This is a genomic window from Aminobacter niigataensis (assembly GCF_014200015.1).
Taxonomy (GTDB): Bacteria; Pseudomonadota; Alphaproteobacteria; order Rhizobiales; family Rhizobiaceae; genus Aminobacter; species Aminobacter niigataensis.
Map to the genome: position 1 here is coordinate 71,348 of NZ_JACHOT010000003.1, position 15,604 is coordinate 86,951.

A 15,604-nucleotide genomic window follows, 5' to 3' on the forward strand; every position below is an offset into this window, starting at 1 on the left:
TCAATGATAGCACTGCTAGCAATGCTATCATTGTCCGATCAGGTGATTTGCCAAGCGAGGAAAACCAGCGTCGCCGCGATGATCCAGAGCGCGATGCGGCCGGAGCGGTTGTAGTGCGCCTCGGCCTTGCCGATGGCCTTGGCGGTCTCGGGATCGAAACGCAGGCCGTTCTCGGCCATGGCGTCGATCTGACGCGACAGGCGTTCGGTGCGGGCGGCGAGATCGGGCGCCTGGCGGACGAGCGACATCAGCGCGCCGAGGCCATCGCGGGCGTCGATGAGCAGGCCCTGCGGGCCGAGATTGCCTGATATCCAGTGACCGACCACGGGCTCCGCGGTCTTCCACATGTTGAACGCAGGATCGAGCGTGCGGGCAACGCCTTCAACAACGACCATGGTCTTCTGCAACAGCACCAGTTCGGGCCGCGTTTCCATGTCGAACAGTTCGGTGACCTCGAACAGCAGGGTCAGCAGCTTGGCCATCGAGATCGTCTCGGCCGGCTGACCGTGGATCGGCTCGCCAATGGCGCGGATGGCCTGGGCGAAGGCCGCGACATTGTGGTGGCGCGGCACGTAGCCGGCTTCGAAATGCACTTCGGCAACACGCATGTAGTTGCGGGTGATGAAGCCGTAGAGGATCTCGGCGAGGAAGCGCTGCTCCTTCTTGCCGAGTCGGCCGGAAATGCCGAGATCGACGGCAACGATGTCACCCTTGGCGTCGACGAACATGTTGCCGGGGTGCATGTCGGCATGGAAGAAGCCGTCGCGCAGCGTGTGACGCAGGAACGACTGGACGAGCGTTGCGGCAATCGCCTTGAGGTCGAAGCCGGCGGCGCGGAGCCCCTCGATATCGTTTAGCTTGACCCCGTCGATCCACTCCATGGTGAGCACGTCGCGGCCGGTGCGCTCCCAGTCGACTGCCGGCACGCGGAAGCCAGGATCGTCCTTGGTGTTTTCGCCGAGCTCGGAATAGGCGGCCGCCTCGAGCCGGAAATCCATTTCGATCTTGGTGGTCTGGGCCATCGTCTCGGTGATCTCGACCGGACGCAGACGACGGCTCGAGGGGACGTAGCGTTCCTGCAGCCGGGCGGCGAGGAAATAGCTCTCGAGGTCCTGGAAGAAGCGCTTGCGGACCCCGGGGCGGATGATCTTGACCGCGACCTTGCGCTGGCCGTCCGGCGTCGCCACCTCGGCCGGATGGACCTGGGCGATGGAAGCCGCAGCGATCGGCGCGTCGATGCTGATGTAGAGATCTGATACCTTGCGGCCGAGCGAGTCTTCGATGGCGGCGACGGCTTCCGACATCGGGAAGGTCGCCATGCTGTCCTGGAGAAGGGCGAGGTCGAGCGCGATGTCGTCGCCGACGACGTCGGGACGGGTCGCCAGGAACTGACCAAGCTTGACATAGGACGGCCCAAGCCGGGCAACGGCATTGGCGAGGCGGTCGCTGCGGACGCGCTTGAGCGCGCGCCGGCGGGTCAGCAGCCTGGCCACGCGCCAGCCGAATTTCGGCAAGCCAGTTAGCTGGTCGCCCGGCAAAGCCGCGACCACGCCCTCGCGCACCAGAACCCAGCCCGCGCGCGCGAGCCGGAAAGACGCCCCGATACTGCTCATCGCGCGGCGTCCGTCAAAGCTTCCAGCCCGAGTGAAGCGCTGCGATGCCGCCGGTATAATTGCGGAAGGTGACGCGATCGAAGCCAGCGCGGGAAATCATCGCGGCAAAATTCTGCTGGTTGGGGAACTTGCGGATCGATTCGACAAGATAGGCGTAGGGCTCGCCATCGCCGGTAACGGCCTGACCGATGCGGGGAATGGCGTTGAACGACCAGGCCTCATAGACCTTGTCGAGCAGCGGCATGTCGACCTCGGAAAATTCGAGGACCAGCAGGCGTCCGCCAGGCTTGAGCACGCGGTACGCTTCCGACAGCGCCACATCGATGCGCGGCACGTTGCGAATGCCGAAGGCGATCGTATAGGCGTCGAAGGTCTCGTCGGCGAAGGGCAATTCCTCCGCATTGGCCTCGACGAAATCGGTCTTGCCGGCGAGCCCGCGCTTTTCAGCGCGCTCGCGGCCGACACCAAGCATCGAGCCATTGATGTCGAGCACGGTCGCATGCGCGTTGCCATGCGAGGCATCGATGATGCGAAAGGCAACGTCGCCGGTGCCGCCGGCCACGTCGAGCACCTTCCAGCCGGGACGCTTGGGCGGATTGAGCCAGGCGACCATGGCGTCTTTCCACACCCGATGCAGTCCGCCCGACATCAGGTCGTTCATCATGTCGTAGCGGTTGGCGACCTTGTGGAAGACCTCATTGACCAGGCCCTGCTTGTCGCCCGCACCGACATTGCGGAAACCGTAGGAAGTTTCCATGCCGCCGACAGCTGTCGTCCGTTGTTCTGACATTTTGTTGTCCAATCAAATCCGGCGGGACCATAGCCGATCACACCAGCGGGCGCTATTGTTTGAGGCGCGGTTTTAGGCCGCGCCCGCGCCGACAGACAAGGAACAACGAATGCCTTTGAAAGCCGAGCTGCACTGCCACATAGAAGGCGCGGCCGCACCCGAACTCGTCATCCGCCAGGCGCAGAAATACGGCAAGGACGTCTCGCCCTTCATCCAGAACGGCTCCTTCGTCTGGAACGACTTCACCTCCTTTCTCGCGGCTTACGACTTCGCCGCCGACCTTTTCCGTACCGAAGAGGACTATGCCAGGCTATCGGAACACTACCTGACGAGCCTTGCCCGCGACGGCGCCATCTATTCGGAAGTTTTCACCTCCCCCGACCACGCCATCAAGGCGGGGCTGTCGCCCAAGGCCTATACCGACGCGCTCGGCGAAGGCATGGAACGGGCCAAAGCCAAGACCGGCATCGAAGGCCGCATGATCGTCACCGGCGTGCGCCATGTCGGCGTCGAATCGATCGAGGCGGCCGCGCGCTTCGCGGCCAAGTGCAACCATCCGCTGGTAACCGGCTTCGGTGTTGCCGGCGACGAGCGCATGGGCGACTTCGAGGACTATGTCCGCGCCTTCGAGATCGCCCGCGAGGCCGGCCTCGGCATCACCATCCATGCCGGCGAACTGATGGGCTGGGAGAGCGTGGCCGCAGCCCTCGACCACATCCGCCCGTCGCGCATCGGCCATGGCGTGCGGGCGATCGAGAACCCCGACCTGGTCAAGCGCATTGCCGACGAGGGCGTGGTGCTCGAGATCTGCCCGGGCTCGAACATCGCGCTCAAGGTGTTCGATAGTTTCGGCGAGCATCCGTTCCGCAAGCTGCGAGAAGCCGGCTGCAAGGTGACGCTCAATTCCGACGATCCGCCCTATTTCTGGACCAACCTGAAGCGCGAATACGACCTCGCCGCCGAGCATTTCGGCATGGACGAAAAGGCGCTGATGGCGACGACACGGACGGCGATCGAGGCGGCCTTCGTCGACCGCAAGACAAAATCGGCGCTGCTGGCCCGGCTGGACGGCCATAAACGCTGAATTTCGGCCGACAAAACTGTGGTTCAAGGCTGGTGCGACATTGGTCGGCAGCGCGCCAGCCGATAGAATGGCGTCAATTTTCCGAGTTCCAGGAGCGTACACCCATGACCGTGACCGTCGTCGACCATCCGCTTGTCCAGCACAAGCTGACCATCATGCGCGACAAGGAAACCTCGACGGCCGGCTTCCGCCGCCTGCTGCGCGAGATTTCGCTGCTGCTCGGCTATGAGGTGACGCGCGACCTCGAACTGACCACCAAGATGATCGAAACGCCGATCGAGACGATGGAAGCGCCGACGCTCGAAGGCAAGAAGCTGGTGTTCGCCTCGGTGCTGCGCGCCGGCAACGGCCTGCTCGAAGGCCTGCTCGACCTGGTGCCCGCGGCGCGCGTCGCCCATGTCGGGCTCTACCGCGACCACGAGACGCTGGAAGCTGTCGAGTATTTCTTCAAGGCGCCAAGCGATCTCGGCGACCGCCTGGTGATCGTCGTCGACCCGATGCTGGCGACGGCCAATTCGGCGATCGCGGCCATCGACAAGCTGAAGGGCCGCGGCGCCACCAATTTGCGCTTCCTGTGCCTGCTCGCTTCGCCCGAGGGCATCGAGCGCTTCACCAAGGCGCATCCCGACGTGCCGGTGTTCACCGCCTCGATCGACCGCGAGCTCAACGACAAGGGTTACATCATCCCCGGCCTCGGCGACGCCGGCGACCGCATGTACGGCACCAAATAGGCGCTTAACCCACGGTTTACCGCCTTTGCCATTGGGGTGGCGCCGTTAAAGGCGCGATCACCATCCACGGCCTAGGGTGACGCCTGAATTCGAGGCGTCACCATGCTGCGTAAGATCATCATATTCGGCCTTTGCGCCAGCGCGTCGGCGTCGTTGCCGTCGCTCTACGAAAAGCACGGCGATACGCTGAAGACGCTGCTGGGAACGAGTGCGGCGGGCAACGTCCCTGCGCCGCAGCCGATGGCCGTCAGCGCGGCGACCGCATCGACGGCGGGCCGGCGCGTCACGATCGACGCCGACATGCGTGGGCATTTCACCGCAAGCTTCAAGCTCAACGGCCGCACTGTGGAGGCCATGGTCGACACAGGTGCGACGCTGGTCGCCATCAACCTTTCGACGGCGCGGCGCGCCGGCGTGAAGGTCGCGGCGGGCGACTTCACCCGGGAGGTGAACACCGCCAACGGCGTGGCCAAGGCGGCCGTGGCGCGCATCGAGCGGCTGCAGATCGGGCGCATCAGCGTCGACGACGTTCCGGTGGTCGTGCTCGAGGACAAGGCGCTCGAAGGCACGCTGATCGGCATGAGCTTCCTGTCGCGGCTGAAGAAGTACCAGGTCGAGGACGGCGCGCTGCTGCTAGTGCAGTAGGACGCTCGGCTCAATACGCCGGGTCCGATGTCCTGAAGTGGCCGGGCGGCTGGCCGATGACACGCTTGAAGGCACGGCTGAACGCCGCCTCCGAATCGTAGCCCAGCCGTGAGGCGACGACCGAAATCCTGAGACGGTCGCGGACCAGCCACTGCCTGGCCTGATGCATCCTGACCTGGGTGACGTAGCGCGCCGGCGTTTCGCCGACGATGGCGGCAAAGCGATCGGCGAAGCCCGAGCGCGAAGCGCCCATGATCCGGGCCAGCGCCTCGACCGTCCAGTTGCGGGTCGGTTCGAGATGGATGGCAGCGAGCACCCTTCCGACCTTGGGGTCCCGGACTGCCGCTATCCAGCCGCTCGAATCGCCGCAGCCGCGCTCGACCCACGAGCGGATGATGATAGCGGCGAGCACGTCGGCAAGCCTTGCGACGATACCGGCGGAACCGACGCGCTCGAGGCGAACCTCGCGCGCCATGGCCTCCAACAGGTCCGTGATGCCGGGATCGTGGGCCACGAGTTCGGTGGTGCGCATGACATCGGGCATCATGCCGAGCAGCGGATGGAGACCGTCGAGGTTGAAATGCATGCTGCCGCAGAAGAGGAGCGTGCCCGGCATGCAGCCTTGCGTCGACAGGCAAAAGACGTCCTTGCAGACCTCCCGGATCTCGTAGCCGTTGACAGGCGAGGATCTGGCGCCAGGTTCGCTCGCCAGTGCATGGGTGGCGCCCCGCGGCAGAAGCACAGCGTCGCCGCATTTAAGTTCGACCCATTCGCCCGACGGCTGGCGCAGCCAGCAAGCCTTCTGGCCGACGAAATAGAACCGCGCCGTGGCCTGGGCCGGGAATTCGATGTTCCACGGCTCCTTCAGTTCCCAGCGGCCGTATTCGACACCTTCGAGACGAAGGCCGCGCAGGATGTCGGTCAAAGGATCGCCGGAAAGTTTGGACGAATGATCATTCATGCTGGCGTTTCTAGCATGGAAACGCCAAATCTCCAGCCCCATCTTGCACCGCATCACAATCGGAGACCCACCATGAACGATATCGCGGCCGCAACACTGGACGGTATCCCACTCCAGCAATCGAGACCCGCGGAGCGTGCGGAACCCAAGTGGGGCGCTGTGGTTTCGCTGTCGCTCGGGGTGTTCGGCCTTGTCACGGCCGAGTTTCTTCCGGCAAGCCTGCTGACGCCGCTGGCCCAGGATCTGGGCATCAGCGAAGGAACAGCGGGGCAAGCGGTGACCGCAACAGCAATCGTCGGCGCCATTGCTGCACCTACCATGGCCATTGCGACAAAACGGATCGACCGGCGGCACGTGATGATCGGCCTGTCGGTGCTTCTGGTCGTCTCGAGCCTGCTTGCAGCCACTGCCTGGTCGCTGCCGTCGCTGCTGTTCGCTCGCGTGCTGCTCGGGATCGCGCTTGGCGGGTTCTGGTCGATGTCGGCGGCAATTGCGATGCGGCTGGTGCCCAGCGATGTGCTGCCGCGCGCCATGTCGATCATCCTGACCGGCGTGTCGGTCGCGACTGTCTGCGCCGCACCCGTGGGCGCCTATGTCGGCGATGTCTGGGGCTGGCGCAGCGCCTTCGTCATCGCGGCAGGCGTCGGCGTGGTCACGCTGATCGTGCAATTCGCCACGCTGCCTAAGCTGCCGCCCATCGGCATTGCGAGCTTCGGCGCCTTGCTCGACGTGAGCAAGAACCCGATGATCCGGGTCGGCCTGCTCCTGGTGATCCTGACCGCGTCGGGCCATTTCGCCGGCTTCACCTATTTCCGTGCCTTCCTCGAACAGGTGCCGGCGCTCGGCATCGAGACCATCTCGCTCGTGCTGCTGGCGTTCGGCATCGGCGGCTTCTTCGGCAATCTTGGCGGCGGGTTCCTTGCCGAGCGCAGCCTGAAGTCGGCGGTGACGCTGGCTCCCCTGCTCATCTCGATTGCCGCACTCGCGCTCCTGCTCGCGGGCGTGTCGCCGACTATCTCGACCATCGCCATCGCTGCCTGGGGCTTTGCCTTCGGGGCCGTGCCGGTGGGCGTGCAGACGTGGATGGTACGTGCCGCGCCCGACCAGGCTGAAAGCGCCGGCGGCCTGATGGTGGCGACGTTCCAGGTGGCGATCGCGCTGGGCGCTGTCTTCGGCGGCCTGCTCGTGGACAACACCGGCGTCAACAGCGCCTTCATCTACAGCGCCGCAGCCACACTTCTGGCCGCACTGGCCGTCGCCTGCTTCGGCCGCAAGCACGCACGCTGATGATACTGGACGTGCCTTTGGCGCCGCGTGGCCAGACTTAGCTGCGCGGCGCGATGCGCCTGGCGATGACCTTGGCGGCAGCGGGCTTTGCCTCGCCAAGACCGTAGGCGGCGCGCACGGCGGCTGCGGCGGCCTCGGCATCGGAAGCACTGCGGGCATGGACGAGTGCCAGGGTGTCGCCCTTGTTGACCTCCGCACCCACCGGCAGCAGCCGCGTGATGCCAACGGCGTGGTCGACCTTGTCCTGCGGCCGAGTGCGCCCGCCACCGAGCGCTACCACGGCAAGGCCGACGTCACGGGTGGCGATGGCAGTCACGAAGCCGTTGCGCGGGGCCGTCACGGCGAATTCTACATCTGCTTTGGGCAGGTACTTGGGCGGGTTCGCCACGAAGTCGGCCGGCCCGCCCAGAATTGAGACCATGCGGCCGAAGATGTCGGCGGCGGTGCCATCGTCGAGCGCAGTGCGCGCCCGCGCCAACCCCTCGCGTTGCGAGGTGGCCCGGCCGGCCGAAAGCAGCATCTCGGCGGCGAGCGCCAGCGTGACCTCCTCGAGGCGCGGATCGCGGAAGCGGCCGGTGAGAAAATCGACGGCGTTCTGGACCTCGACGGCATTGCCGGCGGCGGAGGCCAGCGGCTCGTTCATGCCGGTGATCAGCGCCGTGGTCCTGAGGCCCGCACCGTTGGCAACCTCGACGAGGCTGGTGGCGAGTGCCGATGCGTCGCGCGTCTTTTCCATGAAGGCGCCGTTGCCAAGCTTGACGTCGAGCACCAGCGAGCCGAGGCCGGCGGCCAGTTTCTTGGACAGGATCGAGGCAGTGATGAGCGGCACGGATTCGACCGTGGCGGTGACGTCGCGGACGCCGTAAAAGCGCTTGTCGGCAGGGGCGAGGTCGGCGGTCTGGCCGATGATGGCGCAGCCGGCCTCGCGCACCGTGCGCCGGAACAGCGCGAGATCGGGCTGGCTGGCATAGCCCGGGATCGAGTCCATCTTGTCGAGCGTGCCGCCGGTATGGCCGAGGCCACGGCCCGAGATCATCGGCACATAGGCGCCACAGGCGGCGACGATGGGGGCGAGCATCAAGGAGACGTTGTCGCCGACGCCGCCGGTGGAATGCTTGTCGGTGACGGGACCGGGCAGGTCGGACCAGTCGAGCACATCGCCGGAGTCGCGCATGGCAATGGTCAGCGCCACAGCCTCGTCGCGGCTCATGCCGTTGAAGAAGACAGCCATGCCGAAGGCCGCGATCTGGCCTTCGGAGACTGTGCCCGAGGTGACGCCGCCGACGAAGGCTTTGATCTCGTCGGCGCCCAGCGGCTTGCCGTCGCGCTTGCGGCGGATGATTTCCTGGGGGAGCATCAGAAGGCGCTCGCGGTCGGCGAAGGTTGGCGCTCCATGTTGCCCCCCTCTGGCCTGCCGGCCATCTCCCCCTCAAGGGGGGAGATCAGTCTCGTCAACGCCGCGCCAATTCCTGCAACTTGGGGCACTTTGGCCGACAAGGAGATTCCATTCTGCCGCTGACGATTGGGCGAGGCGTCTGCTAAGGCTTGATCTCCCCCCTTGAGGGGGAGATGGCCGGCAGGCCAGAGGGGGGCGTGAAGGAACGCAGCGTTCCTCGCCGGCGCCACCCAACGCTTACTCATCAAACGAGCCTTTCTCGAAGGCCTTGCGCAGCACGGTGGCGAGGCGGGCGCCGCCGATGGGCGCCATGTCCTTGGTCTCGCGATGTGACAGCTCGGCGCCGGTCATGCCGGCGGCAAGGTTGGTGATGACCGAGCAGGCGACGACACGAAGGCCGAGAAAGCGGGCGATGATCGCTTCCGGCACGGTAGACATGCCAACTGCATTGGCGCCGAACATGCGGGCCATGCGGATCTCGGCCGGGGTCTCGAAGGACGGGCCGGAGAACCACATGTAGACGCCCTTGTGCAGTTCGATCGCGGCGGCATCGGCGGCGGCCTCGAAGGCCTTGCGCAGGCGGCCGTCATAGGCCTCGGTCAGGCCGACGAAGCGGCGGTCGGTGGGCTCGCCGAACAGCGGGTTGGTGCCGGCGAAATTGATGTGGTCCTCGATCAGCATGATCGAACCGGGCAGCATTTCGGGATCGACAGAGCCCGCCGCATTGGTCAGCACCAGCTTGGTGACGCCGATACCGGCGAGAGTCTCGAGCGCCGGACGCATCACCGAGGCGTCACCATGCTCGTAATAATGGGCACGGCCGGCCATCATGACCACAGGCCGGCCACCAAACAGCCCGGCGACCAATTCGCCGGCATGACCGGTGACGCCGCTCCTGGGGAAACCGGGCAAGGCGGCGTAAGGAATGCGAACGGCGTTTTCGACCTCATCGACGAGACCGCCGAGGCCGGAGCCCAGCACCATGGCGGTTGCCGGGGCGAGACCGTCGAGCTGCTCGACAAGGCGATCGACGGCTTCCTTCATTTGAGCATCTCGCCTTCGAAGCCATAAGGCAGCATCTGACCCATGGTCACGGTTTCGACGATGCCGGCATCGTCGCAGAGATAGAGCTTGGTGTCGGGGCTGGTGAATTCGGCGAGGCGTTGGCGGCAGCCGCCGCACGGGGTGATGCGGGCCATGCGCTCGGCAACGACGGCGATCTCGGTGATCTTGCCGCCGCCGGCCATGATGTAGTGGCCAAGTGCCGTGGTCTCGGCGCACCAGCCCTCGGGATAGGAGGCGACCTCGATATTGGCGCCGGCAAAGACACGTCCGTCTTCGGTGCGCAGTGCCGCACCGACCGGGAATTTCGAATAGGGTGCGTAGGCCTTGGCCATGGCGGCGCGGGCGGCTTCGAAAAGGTCATGGCTCATGGCGGAGGCACCTAACTGAATGGATACCCCCACCCCTAGCCCCTCCCCACAAGGGGGAGGGGAACTTGGCGGTGGCGCTTCGTTGTTCCCCTCCCCCTTGTGGGGAGGGGTTAGGGGTGGGGGTAAATGCGACCACGTTCAGCGCTCCTTGACATAAGGCACGCCGCCGGCGCGCGGCGGGATGGCCTTGCCGATGAAGCCGGCGAGCAGGATGACGGTGAGGATGTAGGGCAGCGCCTGCATCAGTTGCACCGGCACCTTGCCGATGACCGGCAAGGGCGAGCCCTGCAGGCGGATCGACAGCGCGTCGAGGAAGCCGAACAGCAGGCAGGCGAACATCGCCGGCACCGGTTTCCACTTGGCGAAGATCAGGGCGGCGAGCGCGATGTAACCGCGGCCGGCGGTCATGTCCTTGACGAAGCCGGCGTTCTGGGCGAGCGCCATGTAGGAACCGGCTAGGCCTGTCAGGATGCCGGTGCAGATGACCGCACGATAGCGCAGCCAGGCGACAGAAATGCCCGCCGTGTCGACAGCTGCCGGATTTTCGCCGACGGCGCGCAGGCGCAGGCCGAAGCGGGTACGGAACAGCACCCACCAGGTGAACGGCACCGCCAGGAAGGCGACGTAGGTCAGCAGCGAATGGCCCGACAGCAGGCCGGAATAGAGCTGGCCAATGATCGGCACATCGCGCAGGGCATCGGCACCCGGCAGGTGGATGGCGCCGAAGCGACCTTCGGGCGGCAGTGAGGGCGTGCGGCCGCCCTGCTGGAACCAGGCCTGTCCGAGGATGATCGTCGAGCCGGCGGCGATGAAATTGATGGCAACGCCCGAGACGATCTGGTTGCCCCGGTGGGTGATCGAGGCAAAGCCGTGGATCAGCGCCATGCCGACCGAGACCAGCACGGCGACGAGCAGGCCGATCCATGCCGAGGCAAAGACGGCAGCGGCAGCAGCACCGGCAAAGGCGCCGGCCAGCATCTTGCCCTCGAGGCCGATGTCGAAGACGCCGGCGCGTTCGGAATAGAGGCCGGCCAGGCAGGCGAGCAGCAATGGCACCGAAACGCGGATCGTCGAGTTCAGGATGTTGATGAGCGTGTCGACGAATTCCATTTCAGGCACGCTCCCCTTTGGCCGCGATGCCGACCGATCGTGGACTGAAGCTCGCGAAGATGCCCTGGATCGTCGGGCGGAACATGTTTTCCAGCGCACCGGCAAACAGGATGACCAAGCCCTGGATGATGACGATCATGTCGCGGCTGATGTTCGGCATCTCGAAGGCGAGTTCGGCACCGCCCTGATAGAGCATGCCGAACAGGATCGCCGCCGGCACGATGCCGACCGGATGCGAGCGGCCCATCAGCGCAACCGCGATACCGACGAAACCGGCCCCGCCGGCGAAGTCGAGCGGAACGTTGTGCTGGTCGCCCATGATCGGGTTGAGCGCCATCATGCCGGCCAGGGCGCCGGAGATCAGCATGGTGACGATGATGATGCGGGTTTCCGAAATTCCGGCATAACGCGCAGCCTTCGAGCTGAAGCCGTAAGTGCGGATTTCGTAGCCGAGCTTGGTGCGCCAGATCAGCACCCAGACCAGGAAGGCCATGGCCAGCGCCAGCAGGAACGAGATGTTGAGCGGCGCCGACGGCCTGACCTTGAGGCCGAACTCGGCCAGCAGCCAGCCGAGCTTGGGCAGTTGCCCGCCTTCGAGGAATTGGCGCGTTTGCGGCGCCATCGACCCGGCGGGCTTCAACACGTTGACCAGCATGTAGACCATCACGGAGGCGGCGATGAAGTTGAACATGATGGTGGTGATGACGATGTGCGAGCCGCGTTTGGCCTGGAGATAGGCCGGGATCAGCGCCCACAGCGCGCCGAACAGCGCCGAGGCTATGATCGCCATCGGGAAGACGACCCACCATGGCAGCGTGCTGTCGAAGGCCAGGACAACGATGGCGATGCCGAGGCCGGCGATATAGGCTTGGCCTTCGCCGCCGATGTTGAACAGGCCGCAATGGAAGGCGACCGCCACAGCAAGGCCGGTGAAGATGAAGTTGGTGGCGTAGTAGAGCGTGTAGGCAATGCCCTGGCCGCTACCGAAAGCGCCCTCGACGAGGATGACGGCGGCACGCAGCGGGTTTTCGCCGACGAGCAGCACCACAAGGCCGGCCACCGCAAAGGCAACAAGCAGGTTGATGAGGGGAATGAGGCCGTAGTCGGCCCATGCCGGCAGTTTTGCGTAAGGCGTGCTCATTCGGCGGCTTCCTTGTGCTCGACGCCGGCCATCAGCAGACCAAGCTCGCCTTCGCTGGTTTCGGGTCCGCGCTCGCCGACGACGCGGCCGGCGAACATCACCAGGATGCGGTCGGAGAGCGAGCGGATCTCGTCGAGCTCGACGGAGATCAGCAGCACGGCCTTGCCCTGATCGCGCATGGCGATCAGCCGCTTGTGTATGAATTCGATGGCGCCGACATCGACGCCGCGGGTTGGCTGGCCGACGATCAGGACGCCGGGGTCCTGCTCGATCTCGCGGGCGAGCACGATCTTCTGCTGGTTGCCGCCGGAGAAATTGGCGGTCTTGAGCCGGGGATTGGCCGGGCGGATGTCGTATTTCTCGATCTTGTCCTGCGCGTCCTTCTGGATCGCCTCGAGATTGAGGAACGGGCCCTTCAGATATTGCGGCTTGTCGTGATAGCCGAGGATCGAGTTCTCGCTTTCGTCGAAGGCGAGCACCAGGCCGACGTGATGCCGGTCCTCCGGCACATGGGCGAGGCCACGGTCGCGCAGTTCGCCCGGGTCGGCCTGGCCGGTCAGGTCGATCGGCGTGCCATCGAGCATGACCGTACCGGACACCGCCTTGCGGATGCCGGAAACGGCTTCCATCAGTTCTGACTGGCCGTTGCCGGCAACACCGGCAATGCCGACGATCTCGCCGGCGCGAATGTCGAAGGAGACGTCGTCGACCATGGTGACGCCGCGCGAGTCCTTGACCGTCAGGTTCTTGACCGCAAGCTTGACCGCGCCGGGCTTTGCCTCGCCCTTTTCGACGCGCAGCAGGACGCGGCGGCCGACCATCAGCTCGGCCAACTCCTCGACCGTGGTCTCGCTGGTCTTGCGTGTCGCCACCATCGTGCCCTGGCGCATGACCGAGACATTATCGGTGATGGCCATGATCTCGCGCAGCTTGTGCGTGATCAGCACCACCGTCTTGCCCTGCTCCTTGAGCTGCTCGAGGATGCGGAACAGGTGGTCGGCCTCGGCCGGGGTCAGCACGCCCGTCGGCTCGTCGAGGATCAGTATCTCGGCGCCGCGATAAAGCGCCTTGAGGATTTCGACGCGTTGCTGGAGCCCGACCGGCAGTTCTTCGATGAGCGCGTCGGGATCGACCTCGAGGCCGTATTCCTTCTCCAGGCGGCGCAGTTCCGAGCGCGCCTTGGCGATCGACTTCGTCAGCAGGGCCTCGCCCTCGGCGCCAAGGATGACGTTCTCCAGCACCGAGAAGTTCTCGACCAGCATGAAGTGCTGGTGGACCATGCCGATGCCGGCGGCGATGGCGTCGTTCGGTGTCTTGATCGCCGTCGGCTTGCCGTTGACACGGATTTCGCCGCTGTCGGCCTGGTAGAAACCGTACAGGATCGACATCAGCGTCGACTTGCCGGCTCCGTTCTCGCCGATGATGCCGTGGATGGTGCCGCGCGGAATTTCGAGCGCGATGTCGCGGTTGGCGCGCACGGCGCCGAAACTCTTGTTGATGCCGATCAGCTCGATCGCATTTTCAGCCATTCGACCGTCCCACCTCAGGTTCTTATGTTCTTGTTATGGCTTGTCCGAAGAGCTAGCACGGTCGCCCTGCCCTGCCAATCGGCTCGGCTCCCGTACTCGACAAACCGGGCGCGGATGCCCACTTTCAACTGGTCCCGACCATTGCGGACCGAGGAGCATTGACCATGACCACGCCACAGGATCGGCTGACGACGCTGGAAATCCGCAATGCCGAACAGGAGCACGTGATCGAGGAGCTTTCGGGCCAGGTCGCGGAGCAGTGGAAGGTGATCGACCGCCTGCAGAAGAAGCTCGACGCGCTGGCCGACCGCTTCCTCGTCCTCGAGGAGCAGACCCTGCCCGACACGCCGGTGACGAAACCTCCGCACTGGTAGAACCGCACGCTGCCAAGGCTTTCAGGTCAGGCCGGCCGCATCAGACGGTTGCCACAGCTCGATCGGGTTGCCCTCGGGATCGTGGATGCGGCAGAAGCGCCCGACCTCGGAATCCCATTCGGCACGCGTCTCGACTGCTATTCCCGCCGCCGTGAGGTCGGCCATCATGCCATCGAGATCGTCGACGCGCAGGTTGATCAGCCATTGCTGTTCGGCGCGCCCGAAATAGTCGGTGTCGTGGCTGAAGGGTGCAAACACGGTCGGACCCGCCTGCTGCTTCCAGACTTCCTTGGCGATGTCGAGGATACCGAGATGCTTCTCGTACCAGGCGGCGAGCGACTGGGGCTCTCTGGCGCGAAAGAAGAAACCGCCTATGCCGGTGACCTTGGCCATCACATCCTCCCGCCGGTGGCGAGCTCCGTGAAATTCTCCTGCCTGAACGAAACGAACCACCAGGCACAGCCCGGTGGTTCGCATTTCCGGTCTTCAGCCGATCAATAGGGGCACTTGTCGTCCGAGGTGTAGTCGTGGACCTGGACGGTACCGGCGATGATGTCGGCCTTGGCCTTTTCGACCGCAGCCTTCATCTCGTCGGTGACGAGCGCCTTGTTGTTGTCGTCCATGGCGTAGTCGACGCCGCCTTCCTTGAGGCCGAGATTGTTGATGCCGCCTTCGAACTTGTCGTTCTTGGCATCCATGAAGGCGTTGTAGACGGCAACGTCGACGCGCTTGAGCATCGAGGTCAGCACCTTGCCGGGCTGCAGGCCATTCTGGTTGGAATCGACGCCGATGCCGAGCTTGCCGGCATCTGCCGCAGCCTGGAGCACGCCGACGCCGGTGCCGCCGGCAGCGGCGTAAACCACGTCGGCGCCCTGCGAGATCTGCGTCTTGGTGATTTCACCGCCCTTGGTCGGGTCGTTCCATGCAGCCGGCGTGTCGCCGGTCATGTTCTGGATGACTTCGGTGGCACCGGCAGCCTTGGCGCCGCCAACGTAACCGCAGCCGAACTTACGGATCAGCGGAACGTCCATGCCGCCGACGAAGCCGACCTTCTTGGTGGTGGAGGCGAGCGCCGCCATCACGCCGACGAGGTAGGAACCTTCATGTTCCTTGAAGACGATCGACTTCACGTTGGGCTTTTCGACGACCATGTCGATGATGGCGAACTTGAGGTCCGGATAGTCGGTCGCCACCTTGTCGAGCGCCTCGGACCAGGCGAAGCCGGCCATGACGATCGGGTTGCGGCCGTCCTCGGCAAAGCGGCGCAACGCCTGGTCGCGCTGCGAGGCATTGGAGACTTCGAACTCGACATAGGAGATGCCGGTCTCGGCCTTGAACTTTTCCGCGCCGTTGAAGGACGCTTCGTTGAACGACTTGTCGAACTTGCCGCCGAGATCGTAGAGCAGTGCCGGCTGGACATCAGCGGCAAACGCCGGAAGACACATGGCGGTAGCCGCCAGAAGGCCGAGAACGATACGTTTCATGTGATCCACACCCTGTCGGTTGTCTT

At 64.9% G+C, this 15,604-nt stretch carries 16 protein-coding genes; 5 read left to right on the top strand and 11 right to left on the bottom strand.

From position 1 onward, the window contains the following. Positions 1–38: 38 nt before the first annotated feature. Positions 39–1,613: a 2-polyprenylphenol 6-hydroxylase gene (gene ubiB, locus GGQ99_RS13390; protein WP_183262930.1), complete on the bottom strand. Its 1,575-nt coding sequence runs from the start codon at positions 1,611–1,613 to the stop codon at positions 39–41. 13 nt (positions 1,614–1,626) lie between these two features. Next, on the bottom strand, positions 1,627–2,403 hold the full coding sequence (ubiE, locus tag GGQ99_RS13395) for a bifunctional demethylmenaquinone methyltransferase/2-methoxy-6-polyprenyl-1,4-benzoquinol methylase UbiE (RefSeq protein ID WP_183262931.1): 777 nt from the start codon (positions 2,401–2,403) through the stop codon (positions 1,627–1,629). A gap of 109 nt (positions 2,404–2,512) precedes the next feature. Here ubiE and GGQ99_RS13400 point away from each other — a divergent pair, with 109 nt between their 5' ends. The 3 genes from GGQ99_RS13400 (at position 2,513) to GGQ99_RS13410 (ending at position 4,863) form a co-directional block, all read left to right on the top strand. Next, positions 2,513–3,487: an adenosine deaminase gene (locus tag GGQ99_RS13400; protein ID WP_183262932.1), complete on the top strand. Its 975-nt coding sequence runs from the start codon at positions 2,513–2,515 to the stop codon at positions 3,485–3,487. A 104-nt stretch (positions 3,488–3,591) separates the two neighbouring features. Continuing rightward, positions 3,592–4,218: a uracil phosphoribosyltransferase gene (gene upp, locus GGQ99_RS13405; RefSeq protein WP_055981536.1), complete on the top strand. Its 627-nt coding sequence runs from the start codon at positions 3,592–3,594 to the stop codon at positions 4,216–4,218. A gap of 102 nt (positions 4,219–4,320) precedes the next feature. Further along, the gene (locus tag GGQ99_RS13410) at positions 4,321–4,863 is read left to right on the top strand and encodes a TIGR02281 family clan AA aspartic protease (RefSeq protein WP_183262933.1); all 543 of its coding nucleotides are present in this window, start codon (positions 4,321–4,323) and stop codon (positions 4,861–4,863) included. A 10-nt stretch (positions 4,864–4,873) separates the two neighbouring features. On the opposite strand, the gene GGQ99_RS13415 is transcribed toward GGQ99_RS13410, so the two are convergent. Continuing rightward, positions 4,874–5,824: an AraC family transcriptional regulator gene (locus GGQ99_RS13415; RefSeq protein WP_183262934.1), complete on the bottom strand. Its 951-nt coding sequence runs from the start codon at positions 5,822–5,824 to the stop codon at positions 4,874–4,876. Positions 5,825–5,896: 72 nt separating this feature from the next. Here GGQ99_RS13415 and GGQ99_RS13420 point away from each other — a divergent pair, with 72 nt between their 5' ends. After that, positions 5,897–7,111, top strand: coding sequence for an MFS transporter (locus GGQ99_RS13420; protein WP_183262935.1), 1,215 nt, complete (start codon positions 5,897–5,899; stop codon positions 7,109–7,111). Between the two features lie 37 nt (positions 7,112–7,148). Here the strand turns inward: GGQ99_RS13420 and deoA are convergent, their stop codons facing one another. The 6 genes from deoA to GGQ99_RS13450 all read right to left on the bottom strand — a co-directional run bounded on the left by deoA (position 7,149) and on the right by GGQ99_RS13450 (position 13,720). After that, a complete protein-coding gene (deoA, locus tag GGQ99_RS13425) occupies positions 7,149–8,468 on the bottom strand; it encodes a thymidine phosphorylase (protein WP_183262936.1) in 1,320 nt (439 codons plus the stop codon). 276 nt (positions 8,469–8,744) lie between these two features. Then, positions 8,745–9,551, bottom strand: coding sequence for a purine-nucleoside phosphorylase (locus tag GGQ99_RS13430; RefSeq protein ID WP_108605496.1), 807 nt, complete (start codon positions 9,549–9,551; stop codon positions 8,745–8,747). After that, positions 9,548–9,940 (bottom strand): cytidine deaminase, encoded by a 393-nt coding sequence (gene cdd, locus GGQ99_RS13435; RefSeq protein WP_183262937.1) that lies wholly within the window; start codon positions 9,938–9,940, stop codon positions 9,548–9,550. The genes GGQ99_RS13430 and cdd overlap by 4 nt, the downstream gene beginning before the upstream one ends. Before the next feature lie 138 nt (positions 9,941–10,078). After that, entirely contained in the window at positions 10,079–11,050 is a 972-nt protein-coding gene (locus tag GGQ99_RS13440; protein ID WP_108605498.1) for an ABC transporter permease, read from the bottom strand. Position 11,051: 1 nt separating this feature from the next. Beyond that, entirely contained in the window at positions 11,052–12,191 is a 1,140-nt protein-coding gene (locus GGQ99_RS13445) for an ABC transporter permease (protein ID WP_108605499.1), read from the bottom strand. Further along, a complete protein-coding gene (locus tag GGQ99_RS13450) occupies positions 12,188–13,720 on the bottom strand; it encodes an ABC transporter ATP-binding protein (protein ID WP_183262938.1) in 1,533 nt (510 codons plus the stop codon). The genes GGQ99_RS13445 and GGQ99_RS13450 overlap by 4 nt, the downstream gene beginning before the upstream one ends. 164 nt (positions 13,721–13,884) lie before the next feature. Here GGQ99_RS13450 and GGQ99_RS13455 point away from each other — a divergent pair, with 164 nt between their 5' ends. Further along, complete coding sequence (locus GGQ99_RS13455; protein ID WP_108605501.1) at positions 13,885–14,094, top strand: SlyX family protein; 210 nt, start codon at positions 13,885–13,887, stop codon at positions 14,092–14,094. A 21-nt stretch (positions 14,095–14,115) separates the two neighbouring features. Here GGQ99_RS13455 and GGQ99_RS13460 read toward each other — a convergent pair whose 3' ends face one another. Both GGQ99_RS13460 and GGQ99_RS13465 read right to left on the bottom strand, forming a co-directional pair. Then, positions 14,116–14,487: a VOC family protein gene (locus GGQ99_RS13460; RefSeq protein WP_108605502.1), complete on the bottom strand. Its 372-nt coding sequence runs from the start codon at positions 14,485–14,487 to the stop codon at positions 14,116–14,118. A 101-nt stretch (positions 14,488–14,588) separates the two neighbouring features. Continuing rightward, a complete protein-coding gene (locus GGQ99_RS13465) occupies positions 14,589–15,578 on the bottom strand; it encodes a BMP family lipoprotein (RefSeq protein WP_108605503.1) in 990 nt (329 codons plus the stop codon). Positions 15,579–15,604: the final 26 nt, after the last annotated feature.